Origin of the sequence: Micromonospora acroterricola (assembly GCF_003172955.1) — a bacterium.
Taxonomy (GTDB): domain Bacteria; phylum Actinomycetota; class Actinomycetes; order Mycobacteriales; family Micromonosporaceae; genus Micromonospora; species Micromonospora acroterricola.
In genome coordinates, this window is sequence record NZ_QGKR01000160.1 from 28,256 (window position 1) to 44,672 (window position 16,417).

Consider the following 16,417-nt stretch of genomic DNA (forward strand, 5'->3'; position numbering starts at 1 on the left):
AGTTCCGCCTGAGAGGGTCCTGTGTATCGGAGGCTCCCACAATGTGGAAGCGGCGTACCGGGAGGCGGGACAGCGACGTACCGTTGCGGCGACGGTGCAGTCGAGCAGAGGAGTACGGGCGTGGCGCGGATCGCGGTGGTGGCCGGGGACGGCATCGGGCCCGAGGTGGTCGCGCAGGCCCGCAAGGTCCTCGACGCCGTGCTGCCCGGCGTGCAGGCCACCGAGTACGACCTCGGCGCGGCCCGCTGGCACCGTACCGGAGAGGTGCTGCCCGACTCGGTGCTGACCGAGCTGGCCGGCCACGACGCGATCCTGCTGGGCGCCGTCGGTGACCCGACGGTCCCCCCGGGCGTGCTGGAGCGGGGTCTGCTGCTCAAGCTCCGTTTCGCCTTCGACCAGTACGTCAACCTGCGTCCGTCCCGCCTCTGGCCCGGGGTCGCCGGCCCGCTGGGCAACGTGAAGCCGGGCGAGGTCGACCTGGTCGTGGTGCGCGAGGGCACCGAGGGGCTCTACGCCGGGGCCGGCGGTTCTCTGCACCGGGACACCCCCGCCGAGGTCGCCACCGAGGAGAGCCTGAACACCCGGCACGGCGTGGAGCGGGTCATCCGCGACGCGTTCGCCCGGGCCGGCCGCCGGGAGCGGCGCAAGGTCACCCTCGTGCACAAGACCAACGTGCTCACCCACGCCGGGTCGCTCTGGGCGCGCGCCTTCGACGCCGTCGCCGCCGAACACCCGGACGTCGACACCGAGTACCAGCACGTCGACGCGGCCGCGATGTTCCTGGTCACCCAGCCGCAGCGCTACGACGTGGTGGTCACCGACAACCTGTTCGGCGACATCCTCACCGACATCGCCGCCGCCGTCACAGGCGGGATCGGGCTGGCCGCCAGCGGCTGCATCAACCCCGAGGGGGCGTACCCCTCGATGTTCGAGCCGGTGCACGGCTCGGCGCCGGACATCGCCGGGCAGGGCGTCGCCGACCCGGTCGCCGCGGTGCTCTCCGCCGCGCTGCTGCTGGAGCAGCTCGGCCACGCCGAGGCCGCGGCCCGCGTCAACGCTGCGGTCGCCGCCGAGCTCGCCGGGCGGACGCCGGGCGTGCCGCTGCGTACCGCCGAGGTCGGCGACCGGCTCGCGGCCCACGCCGTATCCTGACCGCCCCGGGCCACCGGCGGCGCGCCGGTCCGACCCGGCACGGCCTCCATTCGGGGCCCTCTATGACCCCGATCGGCGCTACCCGCTGAACGACCGTTCGGGGTAAGTTTCTGGCACAGCCATGTCGGTGTGCGATCCCGCATGCCGTTGTCCCGCAGGGAGGTCAGCGCGATGAGCGGTGGTGACAAGCTCGACTTCGAGATCCGTCCGAATCCCGCGCCGGTATCCGCCGCCGACCGGGCCGCCCTGCTGGCCAACCCCGGGTTCGGCCGGGTGTTCACCGACCACATGGTCACCGTCCGCTATGCCGACGGCAAGGGTTGGTACGACGCCCGGGTGGAGGCGCGCGCGCCGATCCCGATGGACCCGGCCAGCGCGGTGCTGCACTACGCGCAGGAGATCTTCGAGGGGCTGAAGGCGTACCGGACCGCCGACGGCGGTGTGACCATGTTCCGGCCGGACGCCAACGCCGCCAGGTTCGTCGCCTCGGCGCAGCGCATGGCGATGCCGGTGCTACCGCCCGAGGTCTTCGTCGACTCGCTGCACAAGCTCATCGAGGTCGACCAGGAGTGGATCCCGACCGGTGAGGACGGCAGCCTCTACCTGCGGCCGTTCATGTTCGCCAGCGAGGTCTTCCTCGGCGTCCGCCCGGCCAACGAATACCTCTACATGGTGATCGCCTCGCCGGTCGGCGCGTACTTCACCGGCGGGGTCAAGCCGGTCACCGTGTGGGTCTCACCGGACTACACCCGGGCGGCGCCCGGCGGCACCGGCGCGGCCAAGTGCGGCGGCAACTACGCCGCGTCACTGGCGGCCCAGGCCGAGGCCATCGACGCCGGCTGCGACCAGGTGGTCTTCCTGGACGCGGTGGAGCGGCGCTTCGTCGACGAGTTGGGCGGCATGAACGTCTTCTTCGTCTACGACGACGACACGGTGGTCACCCCGCCGCTGACCGGCACGATCCTGCCGGGCATCACCCGGGACGCGGTGCTCACCCTCGCCGGCGCGGCCGGTCACCGGGTCGAGGAGCGGCCGGTCACCTTCGCCGACTGGCAGGCGGACGCGGCCAGCGGCCGGCTCCGCGAGGTCTTCGCCTGCGGCACCGCCGCGGTGATCACGCCGATCGGCGGGGTCCGCTTCCCGGACGGCGAGTTCCTGATCGGCGGCGGCGAGCCCGGCCGCGTGACGATGGCGCTACGCCAACAACTGGTCGACATCCAGCGCGGCAAGGCCACCGACCCGCAGGGCTGGGTGCGCCGGGTCCTCTGACGCCCGCCGGCACGGCTGCACGCGGTCCGACCGACATCGGTTCGTCCGGGCGCGACGCCTCAGGGTCATCCGATGGCCCCGAGGCGTCGCGCCGACGGCTAGTCCAGCAGGTGATCGCGGAGGGCCGCCAGTTGCTCGTCGGTCACCCCGGCGTGGCGTAGGTAGCCTTCCACCGAGCCGTGACCCTCGCGCAGCTCGGCGAGGAAGGTCTCCATCGTCTCGGCGGGCGAGGCCAGGAACGGCGCCGGCAGGTTCGCCCCGCCCGGCGTGGTGGCGGCCAGCCAGGCGCTGAAGCGGGCCGACGCCTCCGTGCTCAGCGCGTAGTCCGCGACGATGTCGGCGTCGTCGACGCCGAGCACGGCGAGGGTCAACGCGCACACGATGCCGGTGCGGTCCTTGCCCGCGACGCAGTGCACCACCACCGGGGCGTTCGCGGAGTCCGCGATCAGCCCGACCGCCTCGGCCAGCCCGGCGGTGCCGGTCTGGGCCAGGTCGGCGTAGCGGTCCGCGAGGTAGCGGGCCAGGCTGACACCCTCCTCGTGCGGCTGCTCGGCCCAGTCCGCGTGCTCCGGGTGGATGTGCCGGTAGGTCAGCCCCGGGTACGCCGGAACCCGACCGTCGCGGTCCACCTCGGCCGGGCGGCGCAGGTCGATGACGGTGCGGATGCCGATCGCGGCGAACGCGTCCCGGTCGTGCTCGCCGAGGCGGTGCAGCGAGTCGGAGCGGTAGAGCCGGCCCCGGCACACGGTGCGGCCGTCGTGGGCGGCGTAGCCACCGACGTCGCGGAAGTTGAAGGTCGCGGGCAGCGAGATGTGTCGGTTGTCATCGATGGCGTCCACGGTGACACGGTAACGGCCGGTGGGGTCGAGCCCCCACCGGCCGTCGGGTCCGGTTCGGCTACCGCGCGGTGCCCGGCGGGAGCGCGCCGTACGTCTCGTCGTAGTAGCCACCCAGATGGTCCCGGTATGCCGGGTCGCTGTGGCTGGTCTCGTCGTACTCGGGGGCGGCCTTGATCTGGTCGCGGGTCCGGTCGACGGAGACGGTGCGCTGGTCGTGGTCGACCTGGTTGACCGTGCCGGCCGGCAGCATCACCTTCTTGCCGAAGATCCACGGGCCGGTGTCCACCACCAGGTAGCTGCCGTCCACCTCGTGGCTGGCGCTGTCGATCTTGCCGATCCCACCGTCGGTGGCCTCGACCTTGTAGCCGACCAGGTCGGCGTCGGCCACCCCGGCCTGGTCACGGTAGCGCCAGGGGTCGAAGGCGCCGGCCGGCGCGCCGCCGGGCACCGCGCCCTGGTCGCTGCCGGGCAGGGGGTCCGGCGCGGCGTGCGTGGCGTGCGGGTCGATCCTGTCCATCCCGTTCACTCCTGACTGTCGCCGATCGCCTCGGCGTGGGTGAGTGCGTCCCCGCAGGAGCTACCCGGCCGCCGGGGGCCGGAAACGGCGACGGGCCGACACCGCGGGTGCGGCGGCGGCCCGTCGGGGCGTACCGGTCAGGCGAGGGCGGCCTCGGCGTCCAGGGTGACGGCCGCGGCGTGCACCACGGCGGAGATCCGCAGCGCCTCGTGCACCTGCTCCCGGGTGAAGCCGCTGCGGCGCAGCGCCTTCTCGTGCGACTCCAGGCACACCCCGCAGCCGTTGATCGCCGAGACGGCGAGGCACCACAGCTCGAAGTCGCCCTTGTCCACCCCGGGCCGGGCGATGATCTGCATCCGCAGCCGGGCCGGCGTCGAGGCGTACTGCTCGTCGCCGATGAGGTGCTTGGCCCGGTAGTAGACGTTGGTCATGGCCATGATGGCCGCGGCGCCCTTGGCGGCCCGGACGCCCTCCGGCTCGAGGTGCCCGAGCGCCTCGGCGGCGATCTCGCGGAGCACCACGGGGTTGCGGGAGGCCACCGCGCAGGCCAGCGCGGTGCCCCAGGCCTGCACCGGAGTCAGCGTCGAGGTGCCGACGATGGAGCCCAGGTTGAGCCTGATGTCCTTGGCGTACTCGGGCAGAGCCGCCGTGATCGCGTCCAGGCCCACGGTCAGGCCCCGGCGCCGGCGAGGAGGTCGGCGTCCAGGGACACGCAGGCGGTGAGTTCGTACTCCGGGAAGGGGTTACCGACAGTGAGCAAGGGTCCTCCTGGGGAGCGGCGCAGGGGCCGGTAACTGGATCTGTTCCAGATGCTTCCCTAGGACTGTTCGCGCCGCTGAGCGGGCAGGTGACGTGTGAAGCCGATCACGAGCGGCGGGTTGTGCCCGCGACGGGACCATGCCCGGGTGTGGCGACACTGCGTCACCGTCTCGCGATGTGGATTATTTCTCCCAAAATCAGGGGAGGGGTGGCAGAGTGGCGACCGTGACCAGCACAGCCCTGATTATTGCGACCTAGCGCGCCGGCTCTCCCTCCGCCGAGCGCGCAGACCTCCCGCATCCGCGGGAGGTCTTTTTGTTGCTCCGAGAAAGGATCCTGATGACGTTCCAGGTCTACGACACGACGTTGCGCGACGGCGCCCAGCGCGAGGGGCTCACCTACTCGGTGGTCGACAAGCTGGCGGTGGCCCGACTGCTCGACGAGTTCGGTGTCGGCTTCATCGAGGGTGGCTGGCCGGGCGCGGTGCCCAAGGACACCGAGTTCTTCCGCCGGGCCCGCACCGAGCTGGACCTGCGGCACGCCGTGCTGGTCGCGTTCGGCGCCACCCGCAAGGCCGGTGTCGCGGTGGCCGACGACCCCCAGGTGCGCGGCCTTCTGGACGCGCAGACCCCCGCGGTGGCGCTGGTCGCGAAGGCCGACACCCGGCACGTCGAGCGCGCGCTGCGCACCACCGGCGCGGAGAACCTGGCGATGATCCACGACACCGTCAGCCACCTCGTCGGCGAGGGCCGCCGGGTCTTCGTGGACGGGGAACACTTCTTCGACGGCTACCGGCACGACCCGGCGTACGGCGCGGCCGTGGTGCAGACCGCGCTCGCCGCCGGGGCCGAGCGGATGGTGCTCTGCGACACCAACGGCGGAATGCTGCCGTCGCAGGTGACCGCCGTGATCGCCGACCTGACCGGCCGGCTGGGGATCGACCCCGGGCTGCTCGGCATGCACGCGCAGAACGACACCTCGTGCGCGGTGGCCAACACGATCGCGGCGGTGGAGGCGGGTGTCCGCCACGTGCAGGGCACCGCCAACGGGTACGGCGAGCGCCCCGGCAACGCCGACCTCTTCGCGGTCGTCGCCAACCTCCAACTCAAGCTGGGCATGCCCGTCCTACCGGAGGGCTGCCTGGCGCAGATGGTGCGGGTCTCGCACGCCATCGCCGAGATCGCCAACATCGCCCCCGACACCCACCAGGCCTACGTCGGGGCCGCCGCCTTCGCCCACAAGGCGGGGCTGCACGCGAGCGCGATCAAGGTCGACCCGTTGCTCTACAACCACGTGGACCCGTCGGTGGTGGGCAACGACATGCGGATCCTGATAACCGAGATGGCCGGCCGGGCCAGCGTCGAGCTCAAGAGTCGCGAGCTCGGGCTGGACCTGGCCGGCCGTCCGGAGGCGCTGACCCGGGTCACCAAACGGGTCAAGGAGCTGGAGGCCGGCGGCTGGTCCTTCGAGGCGGCGGACGCGTCCTTCGAGTTGCTGGTCCGCTCCGAGCTGCCGGAGGGCGGTCCGGCGCGGCCGTTCACGCTGGAGTCGTACCGGGTGCTGGTGGAGCACCGCGAGGACGGCGCGGTGGTCTCCGAGGCGACCGTGAAGATCCGGGTACGCGGGGAGCGGGTGATCGCCACCGCCGAGGGCAACGGCCCGGTCAACGCGCTGGACGAGGCGCTGCGGGTCGGGCTGGCGCGGCACTACCCGCAGCTGCGCGACTTCGAGCTGGCCGACTACAAGGTGCGCATCCTGGAGGGCAGCCACGGCACCGGCGCGGTGACGCGGGTGCTGCTGGAGACCGCCGACGGCGGCGGCCGGGACTGGACCACGGTGGGCGTGCACCCCAACGTGGTCGAGGCCAGTTGGCACGCCCTCGTCGACGCCCTCACCTACGGCCTGGCCCCCGCGCCCGTCTGATCCACCTCTCACCCGCCCTGCGCGGCGCGCAGGGCGGCGCGGCTGGCCCCCGGTGGGTCGGCGCGTGGGTCAGCCGGTGGGGAGGGTGAGGGTTGCCAGCACGGGGCGGTGGTCGCTGCCGGGGAGGGCGAGCACCGTCACCGAGCGGACCGCGATGCGACGGTCGACCAGCACGTGGTCGATGGTGACCGGCGGGATCAGGTCGCCGTCGTACGGGCCCCACGTGCCGGTCAGTCCCGCCCCGGTGGCGTCGGCGGCGTCGACGTAACCGGTGCGCAGCAGGGCCCGCAGCGGGCCGTGGTCGAGGGTGGCGTTGAAGTCCCCGGCGAGGATGCGCAGGCCACCGTCCGGAGTGGCCGGTGGCTGGGCCGCCAGGTCGGCACGCCACGCGCCGACCTGGTCCAGCGCGTACGGCGCCGACGGGTGCGCCGACTCGACGCGGACCGGGGGTGTGCCGGGGACGGCCAGCGTGCCGTACGCCTGGGTGAAGCCCCAGCCGCCGCGGTTGTGCCGGATGCCGGCGTCGGCGATCGGCCAGCGCGAGTAGAGCCCGGAGCCGGGCGTGCCGATCTGCGGGTTGAGCTGCCGGTGGGGTAGCAGCTCATCGAGGCCGAGCCGACGCAGGGCCGCCTGTGCGTCCGGGGTGAACTCCTGCACGGTGAGCACGTCCACCCGGTGGCGCCGGACCAGCTCGACCAGGGTCCGCGCGTCACCGGCGCCCGCGAGCAGGTTGGCGGTGAGCAGCCGCACGGTCGGGCCGGTCACCGTCGGCTGCGGGGCCGCCAGCGCCCGGGGCGCGACCACGCCGAGCAGCGCCACGGCGGCCAGCGCCGCGACGGCCGCCGGCCACCAGCGCCGCAGGGCGAGGGTGAGGGCCACGGCCGGCACGCTCCAGCCCGCGACGTACGGGGTGAAGGCGAGCGCCTGCACCAGCGGCCCCCGGTCCAGGCCGGCCAGCCGGACGGCGGCCCAGGCGACCGGCGGTACGACCGCCAACCAGCAGACCACCGAGCCGATCTGGGCGAAGCGGCCTCGGGTCGGCGTGGACGCAACGTCGACGATCATGGCCGTCAGCCTAGCGGGAACCCGCCGTCCCCCATTTCATGAATGGTTTTCCGTTCACCTTTCACAATTATCTGACGCCTGGCCGACAGCTCGATAAAGTGAGATCAACTATTGACGTTCGGCTTTTTCCGGTGCTACGTTCCATCTGGCCTAAACGACGCAACTCTGAGTAGTAATCCCAGCTCAGGCCGGACGTAGATCGTTGAGAAATCAACCTCACCAGGTGCGCGTGAGAACACTTGCTCCGGTCTCATTGTCGTCGTCCACCTATTACAGGCAGTCATCCGTCCCGCCCCGCGGGTCGGCCGAATTCGCACGGTCACACAAGGGGGACCTGTCATGAGCACATCTTTCCGACGTAAGGCGGCGGCGGTCACGTTCGCCGTCCTGGGCCTCAGCCTGGCTGGGGGCGGGATCGCCGTCGCCCAGCCGACCGCGAAGGCTCCGGCGGAGGCCGTCCAGCCGGCGGCCCGCAGCACGAACGCCCAGCCGCCGGTGACGGCGGAGTCGGCCCGCAAGGCCAAGGCCGCGCTGAAGTCCGGTGCGACCACACTCGCGGCCAGCACCACCATCGTGGTCGTCAACGCCAACGGCACCAGGGCGCGCGGCACCGGCACGGTGATCAAGTACGGCGTCGGCCAGTACGAGGTCCAGTTCGCCAACACCGTGACGAACGCCGTCTTCGTGGCCACCATCGGGCGGGCTGACGCCTGCTGCATCCCGCCGGCCGGCGAGATCTCGGTCGCAGCTCGGCTGGGCACGCCGAACGGGGTCTTCGTGCAGACCCGAAACTCGGCGGGCACTCCGGCCGACCTGGGTTTCCACCTGGTCGTCCACACCTCCTGACGGTCCGGGGGGCCGGCCTGGTCAAGGGCCGGCGACCCGGGTTGTCCCGATGAAGCCGCCGGCCCGCCCGGCGGCTTCGCCCTGCACTCCGTCTGACGTCGTGCGCGTGGCTCGTGCCGTCCCGGGGCGGTTGTCACCCATCCGAACAGTTCATCCCGACCCGGGGTGCGTTCGGGCCGTTCGGCGCTGATAATCCGACGTTTGCCGGGCTGCCGCCCCGGGAAGCAAGCACCGTGACGGACATCTCGGACACCCTGGCCAGCATGCCCACCTCGGTCGATCCCGAGCCGAGCGGCGTCGAGCTGGAACAGACCCTCTTCGAGGTCAAACGCGTGATCGTCGGGCAGGATCGGCTCGTCGAACGCCTGCTCACCGCTCTGGTCGCCAACGGGCACTGCCTCCTCGAAGGGGTCCCCGGTGTGGCGAAGACGCTGGCCGCGCAGACCCTCGCCACCGTGGTCGGCGGCACCTTCTCCCGAATCCAGTTCACGCCGGACCTGGTGCCCTCCGACATCGTCGGCACTCGGATCTACCGGGCCTCCAAGGAGACCTTCGACATCGAGCTGGGCCCGATCATGGCGAACATGGTGCTGGCCGACGAGATCAACCGGGCCCCGGCCAAGGTCCAGTCGGCGCTGCTGGAGGCGATGGCGGAGCGGCAGGTCTCGATCGGTGGGCGCAGCTGGCCGGTCCCGGCGCCGTTCCTGGTGCTGGCCACCCAGAACCCCATCGAGTCCGAGGGCGTCTACCAGCTCCCGGAGGCACAACGCGACCGGTTCCTGATGAAGGTGGTCGTGGACTACCCGAGCGATGCCGACGAGCTGGCCATCCTCTACCGCATGAGCACCGACCGGCCGAGCGCACGCCAGGTGCTCGACGCGCAACGGCTGCGGGACCTCCAGGCCCATGCCGAGCGGGTCTTCGTGCACCACGCCCTGGCCGAGTACGTCGTCCGGCTCATCCTCGCCACCCGCGACCCGGGCCGGTTCGGGCTGCCGGAGCTCGCGCCGCTGCTCGCGTACGGGGCCAGCCCCCGGGCCACCCTCGGCCTGGTCGCGGCCGCCCGGGCCCTGGCGCTGCTGCGCGGACGCGAGTACGTGCTGCCCGAGGACGTCCGCGAGCTGGCCGTCGACGTGCTCGCCCACCGGCTGGTGCTCTCCTTCGACGCGGTCGCCGACGGGGTCTCGGCCGAGGGCGTGGTGCGCCGGCTGGTGGAGGCGGTGCCACCGCCCCGGCTGGCCAACGGGCAGCCGCAGCAGTCAGCCGACCTGGCCGCGGCATGAGGCCCGTGGTCACCACGCCGGCCGACCCGAGCCTGGCCGAGCTGGCGCCGGACCAACGACTGCGCCGCCTGGAGCTGACCGTCACCCGCCGGCTGAACGGCCTGCTGCACGGTCAGTACCGGGGCCTTCTGCCCGGGCCGGGCAGCGAACCCGCCGGCAGTCGCGAGTACCGGCCGGGCGAGGACGAGGTCCGCCGGATGGACTGGGCCGTGACCGCCCGGACCGCCGTGCCGCACGTCCGGCAGGTCGACGCGGACCGGGAACTGACCACCTGGCTGCTGGTCGACGCCAGCGCCAGCATGGAGTTCGGCACCGCCGAGCTGGACAAGCGGGAGCTGGCGGTGGCCGCGGTCGCCGCGATCGGCTTCCTGACCGCCGGCGTCGGCAACCGGCTCGGGGCCCAGGTGCTGCGCGCCGACGGGGTCCGCCGCTTCCCGGCGCGCAGCGGGCGTACCCATCTGCTCGGTCTGCTCCGCGCGCTGCTGGCCGCCCCGCGTGCCAGCGGGCCCGGCGACCGGCCGGGGCGGAGACCGTCGGTCGAACCGCCGGAGCTGGCGGACGGGCTCGACGCCCTGCACCGGGTCGCCAACCGGCGCGGGCTGGTCGTGGTGGTCTCCGACTTCCTCGACGGCCTGCCCGACGATCCCGACCAGCCGCCGCCCTGGGAGCGGACCCTGCGCCGGCTGGCCGCCCGGCACCAGGTGCTGGCGGTCGAGGTGACCGACCCGCGCGAGCTGGAGCTGCCGGACGTCGGCCTCATCACGCTCGTCGACCCGGAGACCGGCCGCCATCGGGAGGTGTGCACGTCGGACCGTCGACTGCGGGAGCGGTACGCCGAGGCCGCGGCCGCCCAGCGGGACCAGGTCCACCGGGCGCTGCGTCGCAGCGCCGCCACCCACCTGGCGCTGCGCACCGACCGGGACTGGAGCGCGGACATCGTCCGGCACGTGCACGCCCAGCGCCGGTTGGCCGCCGCGCCGGCCGGGGCCGCCCGGGGAGGTGCCGCGTGATCTGGCAGTCGCCGGTACGACTCTGGCTGCTGATCGGCGTGCTCGCCCTGGTCGTCGTGTACCTGGTGATGCAGCGCCGACGCAGCCGGTACGCGGTCCGCTTCACCAACCTGCGGCTGCTGGACCGGGTCGCGCCGGAGCGGCCGGCGTGGCGGCGGCACGTCCCGGCCGGGCTGTTCCTGGCCATGCTGGCGCTGCTCGTGGTCGGCTTCGCCCGGCCCACCGCCGAGGTCCGGGTGCCCCGGGAACGGGCCACGGTGATGGTGGCCGTGGACGTGTCCACCTCCATGCTCGCCACCGACGTGGACCCGGACCGCCTGGCGGCGGCCAAGCAGGCGGCGCGGCGCTTCGTCGACGGCCTGCCCGACGAGTTCAACGTCGGTCTGGTCGCGTTCGCCGGCAGCGCGGCCGTGCTGGTGCCACCCGGCACCGATCGGGAGGCCCTGGACGAGGGGATCGGCCGGCTCGCCGAGGGGGTGACCGGCGTGCAGGGCACCGCGATCGGCGAGGCCATCAACACCTCGCTCGGTGCGGTCAAGGGCCTGGACAGCCAGGCCGCCACGGACACACCGCCGGCCCGGATCATCCTGCTCTCCGACGGGGCGAACACCTCCGGGATGGACCCGATGGAGGCGGCGGCGGACGCGGTGGCGGCGAAGGTGCCGGTGCACGCCATCTCCTTCGGCACCCCGTCCGGGTTCGTGGACCGGGGCGGGCGGCCGATCCAGGTGCCCGTCGACGGGCAGACCCTCAAGGCGGTCGCCGACGAGACCGGCGGGATGTTCCACGAGGCCAGCACCAGGGACGAGCTGCGCGCCGTCTACGACGACATCGGTAGTTCCGTCGGCTACCGCACCGAGCGGCAGGACGTCTCGGCCCGGTTCATCGGCCTCGGACTGGTCTTCGCGATGGGTGCGGCCGCCGGCTCGATGCGCTGGTTCTCCCGACTGCCCTGACCCGCCGGGTAACGGACTTCGACCGGAAGGAGCACGCATGGCAGTGCAGACCGGACTGGGCGAACCACGCGGTCCCTGGTTCATCTCGCCGGAACTCGACCCGGACGGGCGCGGGTGGTGGGACGCGCCGGGCGGCGGTAGGGAGCCCGGCGGGCGGCGGCCGGGCCGACTGCTCGCCACGCTGGCCGTGGTGGCGCTCTCCGCCGTCTCGGGTGCCCTGGCCGGTGGCGTGGTGGCGAGCCGGGACGGCGCTCCGGGCGAGGCCGCGGCGTCCGCCGCCCCGGTGCCGGCGGAACTGGTGACCGCCGCCGAGCGGACCGTGCCGGGAGTGGTGTCGGTGCTGGCCGGCGGCGCGAACGGGGCGTCCGCGACCGGCTCGGGCTTCGCCGTGGACGACCAGCAGCACCTGATAACCAACGACCACATCCTGGCGAAGGGGGGCACCGGTTCGGTGACGGTGGAGCTGCCCGACGGTCGCCGGTTCGCCGCCGAGGTGGTCGGGCGGGAGCCCCGCAGTGACCTGGCGGTGCTGAAGGTGCCCGCGTCCGCCGGGCTAGCCCCGCTGCCGCTGGCCAAGCCGGGCGCCACCCGGGTCGGTGAGCCGGTGCTCGCGGTGGGCTCGCCGCTCGGTCTGTCCGGAACGGTCACCGCGGGCATCGTCAGCGCGTTGGACCGTCAGGTGCGGTTGGGCAACAACCGGCACAGCGCGGTGCAGACCGACGCGTCCATCAACCCCGGCAACTCGGGTGGGCCGTTGGTCAACGCCCGTGGGGAGGTGGTCGGGGTGAACACCGCGATCGCCACCATCGACGGGAACGGCTCCATCGGCATCGGCTTCGCGATCCCGATCGAGCAGGTGCAGCAGACCGCCGACACGATCATCGGCAAGGGCGGCTGAGCTGCCCGGACGCCTCGCCGCAGCCGGTGGGATCGCCGCCTCTGTCGGATATCCGGCCGGAGAGCATCGGGCCATGGAAATATCACGCTCGGTATGGATACTGGCGGAGGTGGAGCGTCCTCTTCTCGCGGTCCTCCTGCTGGTGGGCCTGATCATCGGATGTGCAGTGGGGTCGGCGTACACCCGCGCGCGGCGCGGGTGGAGTGACTACCAGACCGTCAAGAAATCGGTGCCGGGTGCCCGCCGCAACGCGTGGGTGCTGATCCGGGCCGTCGCCACGAAGGCCGGGGTGATCGCGCTGCTGCTGTTCGGCGCGGCGGCGTACGCCGCGGTCGGCTCGGACGACGAGACCGCCGGCCCGGCGCCCAGCCCGTCCGCGACGCAGAGTGAACCGCCGCACCGGTGACCCTCGGGGCGTCGGTGCGGGTTAGCCTCGGGGCGTGGACGACGGACTGCGGGTGACCGACCGGTGGGTCGTCCCCGCCGGGGAGCTGCGGGAGCGCTTCTCCCGTTCGTCCGGGCCGGGCGGGCAGGGTGTGAACACGGCCGACTCCCGGGTCGAGCTGAGCTACGACCTGGCCAACTCGCCGTCCGTGCCCGAGTCGGTCCGGGCGCGGGCGCTGGCCCGGCTGGCCAACCGCCTGGTGGACGGGGTGCTGACGATCGCCGCCAGTGAGCACCGGGCGCAGTTGGCGAACCGCGAGGCGGCCCGCGAGCGGATGGTCGCGCTGCTGCGCGAGGCGGCCGCCCCTCCACCCCCGCCGCGCCGGGCGACGCGCCCGTCCCGCGGCGCCAAGGAGCGCCGGCTGGCGGAGAAGAAGCGCCAGTCCCAGCGCAAGCGCGACCGCCGCGTCGACGGCGAGTAACCCGGGTCCACCCGTTCCCGCGGCCCCCCCGACTATCGGATGACAGAATCTAGAATCTGTTAGCCAAAGGATGTACGCTCAACGGGTCACCCCAGGAGAGGAAGACCCATGGAAACCCGCACCCTCGGCACCACCGGCCCCACCGTCTCCGCGCTCGGGCTCGGCCTGATGGGCATGTCCGACCTCTACGGCGCCGCCGACGAGGCCGAGAGCATCGCCACCATCCACGCCGCGCTGGACGCCGGCATCACGTTGCTGGACACCGGCGACTTCTACGGGATGGGCCACAACGAGATGCTGCTGCGCGAGGCGCTGCGCGGCCGCAACCGGGACAACGCCGTGATCAGCGTCAAGTTCGGCTCGCTGCGCGATGTCGAGGGCGGCTGGAACGGCAGCGACATCCGACCCGTCGCGATCAAGAACTTCCTCGCGTACACCCTGCGCCGACTCGGCACCGACCACGTCGACATCTACCGCCCCTCCCGGCTTACGCCGGACGTGCCGGTGGAGGAGGTGGTGGGCACCCTCGCCGAGCTGGTCAAGGCCGGCCACATCCGGCACATCGGCCTGTCCGAGGTGAGTGCCGAGACGCTGCGCCGGGCGCACGCCGTGCACCCCATCACCGACCTCCAGATCGAGTACTCGCTGATCTCCCGCGACCCCGAGGCCGCGATCCTGCCGACGGCCCGTGAACTGGGCGTCGGGATCACCGCCTACGGGGTGCTGTCCCGGGGCCTGATCAGCGGCCACTGGACGGCGCAGCGGGAGACCGCCGGCACCGACTTCCGCAGCCACCTGCCCCGGTTCGCCGGCGCCAACCTGGACCGCAACCTCGCCCTGGTGGACGCCCTGCGCGCCATCGCCGAGGCTCGCGGTGTCACCGTGGCGCAGATCGCCATCGCCTGGGTGCTCGCTCGGGGCGAGAACATCGTGCCCCTGATCGGCGCCCGCCGCCGGGACCGGCTGACCGAGGCGCTCGGCGCCGCGGCGATCACCCTGACCGAGGCGGACCTGGCCGCGATCGAGGCCGCCGTCCCGGCCGGCGCGGCCGCCGGCGCCCGCTACGCCGAGGCGCACATGGCGCACCTGGACAGCGAGCGGGCATGACCGCCCGGCCGTGGCGCGACCGCCGGCCGGGGGCCGCGCCACGGCCGTCCGCGCGGTCAGGGAGGCTGGAGGCATGAGCGACGCCACCGCCCTGACGGCCGACCGCATCCTCGACACCGCCGAGGAGGTGCTGCGCCGGTACGGGCCGGCCAAGGCCACCGTGCTGGACGTCGCCCGCGCGCTGGGGGTCAGCCACGGCAGCGTCTACCGGCACTTCGCCAGCAAGGCTGCGCTGCGCGAGGCGGTCGCCGAACGCTGGCTGGCCCGGGTCTCCACCCCGCTGATCGAGGTCGCCACCGGCGCCGGCCCAGCCCCGCAGCGGCTGCGCCGGTGGCTGGCCGAGCTGAGCGGCACCAAGCGCCGGATGGCCCGGGAGGACCCGGAGCTGTTCGACAACTTCCACCAGCTCGCCACCCTCTCCGAGGGCGCCGTCGCCACCCACCTGGAGGTGCTCGCCGGCCAGCTCAGCCTGATCGTCGCGGACGGGGTGGCGGCCGGCGAGTTCACCGTGCCCGACGCGGCGCTGGCCGGCCGGGCGATCCTCCAGGCCACCGCCCGGTTCCACCACCCGGCTCACCGCGCGGAGTGGAGCGAGCCGGGCCTCGACGACGACATGGCAGCCGTGGTCGCCCTGCTGATCGACGGCCTGCGGACCCGCCCGGCGCGCTGACCCGGACGCTCCCGGGTCAGGCCGGCACGGCGGCGAGCAGCCGGTCGCGCAGCACGGCGGCCCGGTCGGCGAACCCGCGCTGCGCCGCGGCGTACTCCGCCCGGCCCTCCGGCGTCTCCACCCGTACCGGCGGATGACCGAGCGCCGCCAGGTCGTACGGGGAGGCCCGCATGTCCAGGGTGCGGATCTCGCGGGCCAGCGCGAAGCAGTCCGCGACGAGCTCCGAGGGCAGCAGCGGCGACAGCTTGTACGCCCACTTGTAGAGGTCCATGTTGGCGTGCAGGCAGCCCGGCTGCTCGTGCGCGTGCTGGGTCTCCCGGGTCGGGCTGAGCACGTTCAACGGCCGGGCCGGCGGCGTGAAGAACCGGAACGCGTCGAAGTGGCTGCACCGCACGCCCCGCTCCTCGACGACCGCCGCGGTCCGCTCCGGGTCCAGCCGCAACGGCCAGGCGTTGTGCCGCACCTCCTCGCGGGTCTGCCGGTAGACCATCGCCCACTCGTGCATCCCGAAGCAGCCGAAGTGCGGCGTCCGCCCGGCGGTGGCCACCAGCAGCGAGCGGATCCAGCCGATCGAGTCGCCGCGCCGCGCGCGTACCGCCTCGGTGTCGAGGGTGACCCCGGCGGTGGTGGCGCGGTAGTCCCGCCCGAACCCGGCCGGGTCGGCGCCGCGCAGCTCGACCCCCGCGCCCGGGTGCCAGCGACGCAGCTGGGCCGGACGGTGCGAGTAGTAGGTGAACAGGAAGTCGGCCACCGGGTGCCGCTCGCCGCGCCGTCGGCGGGCCAGGTGCGGGGTCAGCCAGGCGTCCACCCGCTCCTCGTGCGCCCGGCGGCGGGCCTGCCAGGCCGCCACGTCGAGCACGGCGGGGGCGAGGGCGGCGGTCACGGACCCCAGGGTACGACCGCCGCCCGCCCGCCGGTCAGGGCATGTCCACCCGCACGCCGGCGGAGAACACCCCGCTGCGCAGCTCCAACTGCCGGGGCGGGTCCCGCCCGTCGACCGTGAAGACCAGCGGGAGCACCACCCGGCTGCCCGCGGCCATCGGGTCGGCGAAGACGTCCCGCCCCAGGTTGGCCGCCCGGGTGGCCGGCTCGTCGGTGCTCACCCAGCGCCCCCCGGGCAGGTAGGCCCGTTGCAGCTGGCCGTGCCAGGGCTGCTGGTCACCGGTGACGTTGCGCACGCCGACCGTGGCCTGGCAGCGGCGACCGGTGGCCGGCGCCGCGCCGTCGGCCGGCCCGGCGGCGCCGGCCGCGCCGCAG

Annotated in this window: 17 protein-coding genes and 1 pseudogene; 12 read left to right on the forward strand and 6 right to left on the reverse strand. The window is 73.5% G+C overall.

Annotated features, from left to right (window positions below; all coding sequences use genetic code 11):
• Positions 1-120 precede the first annotated feature (120 nt).
• On the forward strand, positions 121-1,152 hold the full coding sequence (locus DKT68_RS09450; RefSeq protein ID WP_109817044.1) for a 3-isopropylmalate dehydrogenase: 1,032 nt from the start codon (positions 121-123) through the stop codon (positions 1,150-1,152).
• 171 nt (positions 1,153-1,323) lie between these two features.
• Positions 1,324-2,421, forward strand: coding sequence for a branched-chain amino acid aminotransferase (locus DKT68_RS09455; RefSeq protein WP_109817045.1), 1,098 nt, complete (start codon positions 1,324-1,326; stop codon positions 2,419-2,421).
• 98 nt (positions 2,422-2,519) lie between these two features.
• On the opposite strand, the gene DKT68_RS09460 is transcribed toward DKT68_RS09455, so the two are convergent.
• The 3 genes from DKT68_RS09460 to DKT68_RS09470 form a co-directional block, all read right to left on the reverse strand.
• The gene (locus DKT68_RS09460) at positions 2,520-3,260 is read right to left on the reverse strand and encodes a tyrosine-protein phosphatase (RefSeq protein ID WP_109817046.1); all 741 of its coding nucleotides are present in this window, start codon (positions 3,258-3,260) and stop codon (positions 2,520-2,522) included.
• 58 nt (positions 3,261-3,318) lie between these two features.
• Positions 3,319-3,777 (reverse strand): hypothetical protein, encoded by a 459-nt coding sequence (locus DKT68_RS09465; protein ID WP_109817047.1) that lies wholly within the window; start codon positions 3,775-3,777, stop codon positions 3,319-3,321.
• A 137-nt stretch (positions 3,778-3,914) separates the two neighbouring features.
• Positions 3,915-4,445: a carboxymuconolactone decarboxylase family protein gene (locus tag DKT68_RS09470; RefSeq protein WP_109817048.1), complete on the reverse strand. Its 531-nt coding sequence runs from the start codon at positions 4,443-4,445 to the stop codon at positions 3,915-3,917.
• A gap of 430 nt (positions 4,446-4,875) precedes the next feature.
• On the opposite strand from DKT68_RS09470, the gene cimA reads away from it, so the two are divergent.
• Positions 4,876-6,459: a citramalate synthase gene (gene cimA / locus DKT68_RS09475; protein WP_109817049.1), complete on the forward strand. Its 1,584-nt coding sequence runs from the start codon at positions 4,876-4,878 to the stop codon at positions 6,457-6,459.
• A 69-nt stretch (positions 6,460-6,528) separates the two neighbouring features.
• On the opposite strand, the gene DKT68_RS09480 is transcribed toward cimA, so the two are convergent.
• Complete coding sequence (locus DKT68_RS09480; protein ID WP_109817050.1) at positions 6,529-7,524, reverse strand: endonuclease/exonuclease/phosphatase family protein; 996 nt, start codon at positions 7,522-7,524, stop codon at positions 6,529-6,531.
• A gap of 339 nt (positions 7,525-7,863) precedes the next feature.
• Between DKT68_RS09480 and DKT68_RS09485 the strand changes: the two genes are divergently transcribed.
• The 9 genes from DKT68_RS09485 to DKT68_RS09525 all read left to right on the forward strand — a co-directional run bounded on the left by DKT68_RS09485 (position 7,864) and on the right by DKT68_RS09525 (position 15,160).
• Complete coding sequence (locus DKT68_RS09485) at positions 7,864-8,370, forward strand: hypothetical protein (protein ID WP_109817051.1); 507 nt, start codon at positions 7,864-7,866, stop codon at positions 8,368-8,370.
• Between the two features lie 233 nt (positions 8,371-8,603).
• Positions 8,604-9,653 carry an AAA family ATPase gene (locus DKT68_RS09490; protein WP_109817052.1) on the forward strand — a complete coding sequence of 350 codons (1,050 nt, stop codon included), beginning with the start codon at positions 8,604-8,606 and terminating at the stop codon, positions 9,651-9,653.
• Positions 9,650-10,663, forward strand: a complete 1,014-nt coding sequence (locus DKT68_RS09495; protein WP_109817053.1) for a DUF58 domain-containing protein — start codon at positions 9,650-9,652, stop codon at positions 10,661-10,663. The genes DKT68_RS09490 and DKT68_RS09495 overlap by 4 nt, the downstream gene beginning before the upstream one ends.
• The gene (locus DKT68_RS09500; RefSeq protein WP_109817054.1) at positions 10,660-11,619 is read left to right on the forward strand and encodes a VWA domain-containing protein; all 960 of its coding nucleotides are present in this window, start codon (positions 10,660-10,662) and stop codon (positions 11,617-11,619) included. Before DKT68_RS09495 ends, DKT68_RS09500 begins: the two co-directional genes overlap by 4 nt.
• Positions 11,620-11,656: 37 nt before the next feature.
• Positions 11,657-12,517 (forward strand): S1C family serine protease, encoded by an 861-nt coding sequence (locus tag DKT68_RS09505; protein WP_109817055.1) that lies wholly within the window; start codon positions 11,657-11,659, stop codon positions 12,515-12,517.
• A 109-nt stretch (positions 12,518-12,626) separates the two neighbouring features.
• A complete protein-coding gene (locus tag DKT68_RS09510; RefSeq protein WP_109817056.1) occupies positions 12,627-12,923 on the forward strand; it encodes a hypothetical protein in 297 nt (98 codons plus the stop codon).
• Positions 12,924-12,957: 34 nt separating this feature from the next.
• On the forward strand, positions 12,958-13,383 hold the full coding sequence (gene arfB / locus DKT68_RS09515) for an alternative ribosome rescue aminoacyl-tRNA hydrolase ArfB (RefSeq protein WP_109817057.1): 426 nt from the start codon (positions 12,958-12,960) through the stop codon (positions 13,381-13,383).
• Between the two features lie 108 nt (positions 13,384-13,491).
• Positions 13,492-14,490, forward strand: a complete 999-nt coding sequence (locus DKT68_RS09520; RefSeq protein WP_109817058.1) for an aldo/keto reductase — start codon at positions 13,492-13,494, stop codon at positions 14,488-14,490.
• Between the two features lie 73 nt (positions 14,491-14,563).
• On the forward strand, positions 14,564-15,160 hold the full coding sequence (locus tag DKT68_RS09525) for a TetR family transcriptional regulator (protein ID WP_109817059.1): 597 nt from the start codon (positions 14,564-14,566) through the stop codon (positions 15,158-15,160).
• Positions 15,161-15,176: 16 nt separating this feature from the next.
• On the opposite strand, the gene DKT68_RS09530 is transcribed toward DKT68_RS09525, so the two are convergent.
• Both DKT68_RS09530 and DKT68_RS09535 read right to left on the reverse strand, forming a co-directional pair.
• Positions 15,177-16,043, reverse strand: coding sequence for a 3-methyladenine DNA glycosylase (locus tag DKT68_RS09530; RefSeq protein ID WP_109817060.1), 867 nt, complete (start codon positions 16,041-16,043; stop codon positions 15,177-15,179).
• A 34-nt stretch (positions 16,044-16,077) separates the two neighbouring features.
• Positions 16,078-16,417 (reverse strand): annotated as a pseudogene (locus DKT68_RS09535) (hypothetical protein); the annotation flags it as partial.

Bases quoted from the DNA above. Each gene is read 5' to 3' on its own strand.
- DKT68_RS09455 (WP_109817045.1), top strand. From the start codon at position 1,324: ATGAGCGGTGGTGACAAGCTCGACTTCGAGATCCGTCCGAATCCCGCG.
- DKT68_RS09465 (WP_109817047.1), bottom strand. From the start codon at position 3,777: ATGGACAGGATCGACCCGCACGCCACGCACGCCGCGCCGGACCCCCTG.
- cimA (WP_109817049.1), top strand. From the start codon at position 4,876: ATGACGTTCCAGGTCTACGACACGACGTTGCGCGACGGCGCCCAGCGC.
- DKT68_RS09480 (WP_109817050.1), bottom strand. From the start codon at position 7,524: ATGATCGTCGACGTTGCGTCCACGCCGACCCGAGGCCGCTTCGCCCAG.
- DKT68_RS09485 (WP_109817051.1), top strand. From the start codon at position 7,864: ATGAGCACATCTTTCCGACGTAAGGCGGCGGCGGTCACGTTCGCCGTC.
- DKT68_RS09495 (WP_109817053.1), top strand. From the start codon at position 9,650: ATGAGGCCCGTGGTCACCACGCCGGCCGACCCGAGCCTGGCCGAGCTG.
- DKT68_RS09505 (WP_109817055.1), top strand. From the start codon at position 11,657: ATGGCAGTGCAGACCGGACTGGGCGAACCACGCGGTCCCTGGTTCATC.
- DKT68_RS09520 (WP_109817058.1), top strand. From the start codon at position 13,492: ATGGAAACCCGCACCCTCGGCACCACCGGCCCCACCGTCTCCGCGCTC.
- DKT68_RS09525 (WP_109817059.1), top strand. From the start codon at position 14,564: ATGAGCGACGCCACCGCCCTGACGGCCGACCGCATCCTCGACACCGCC.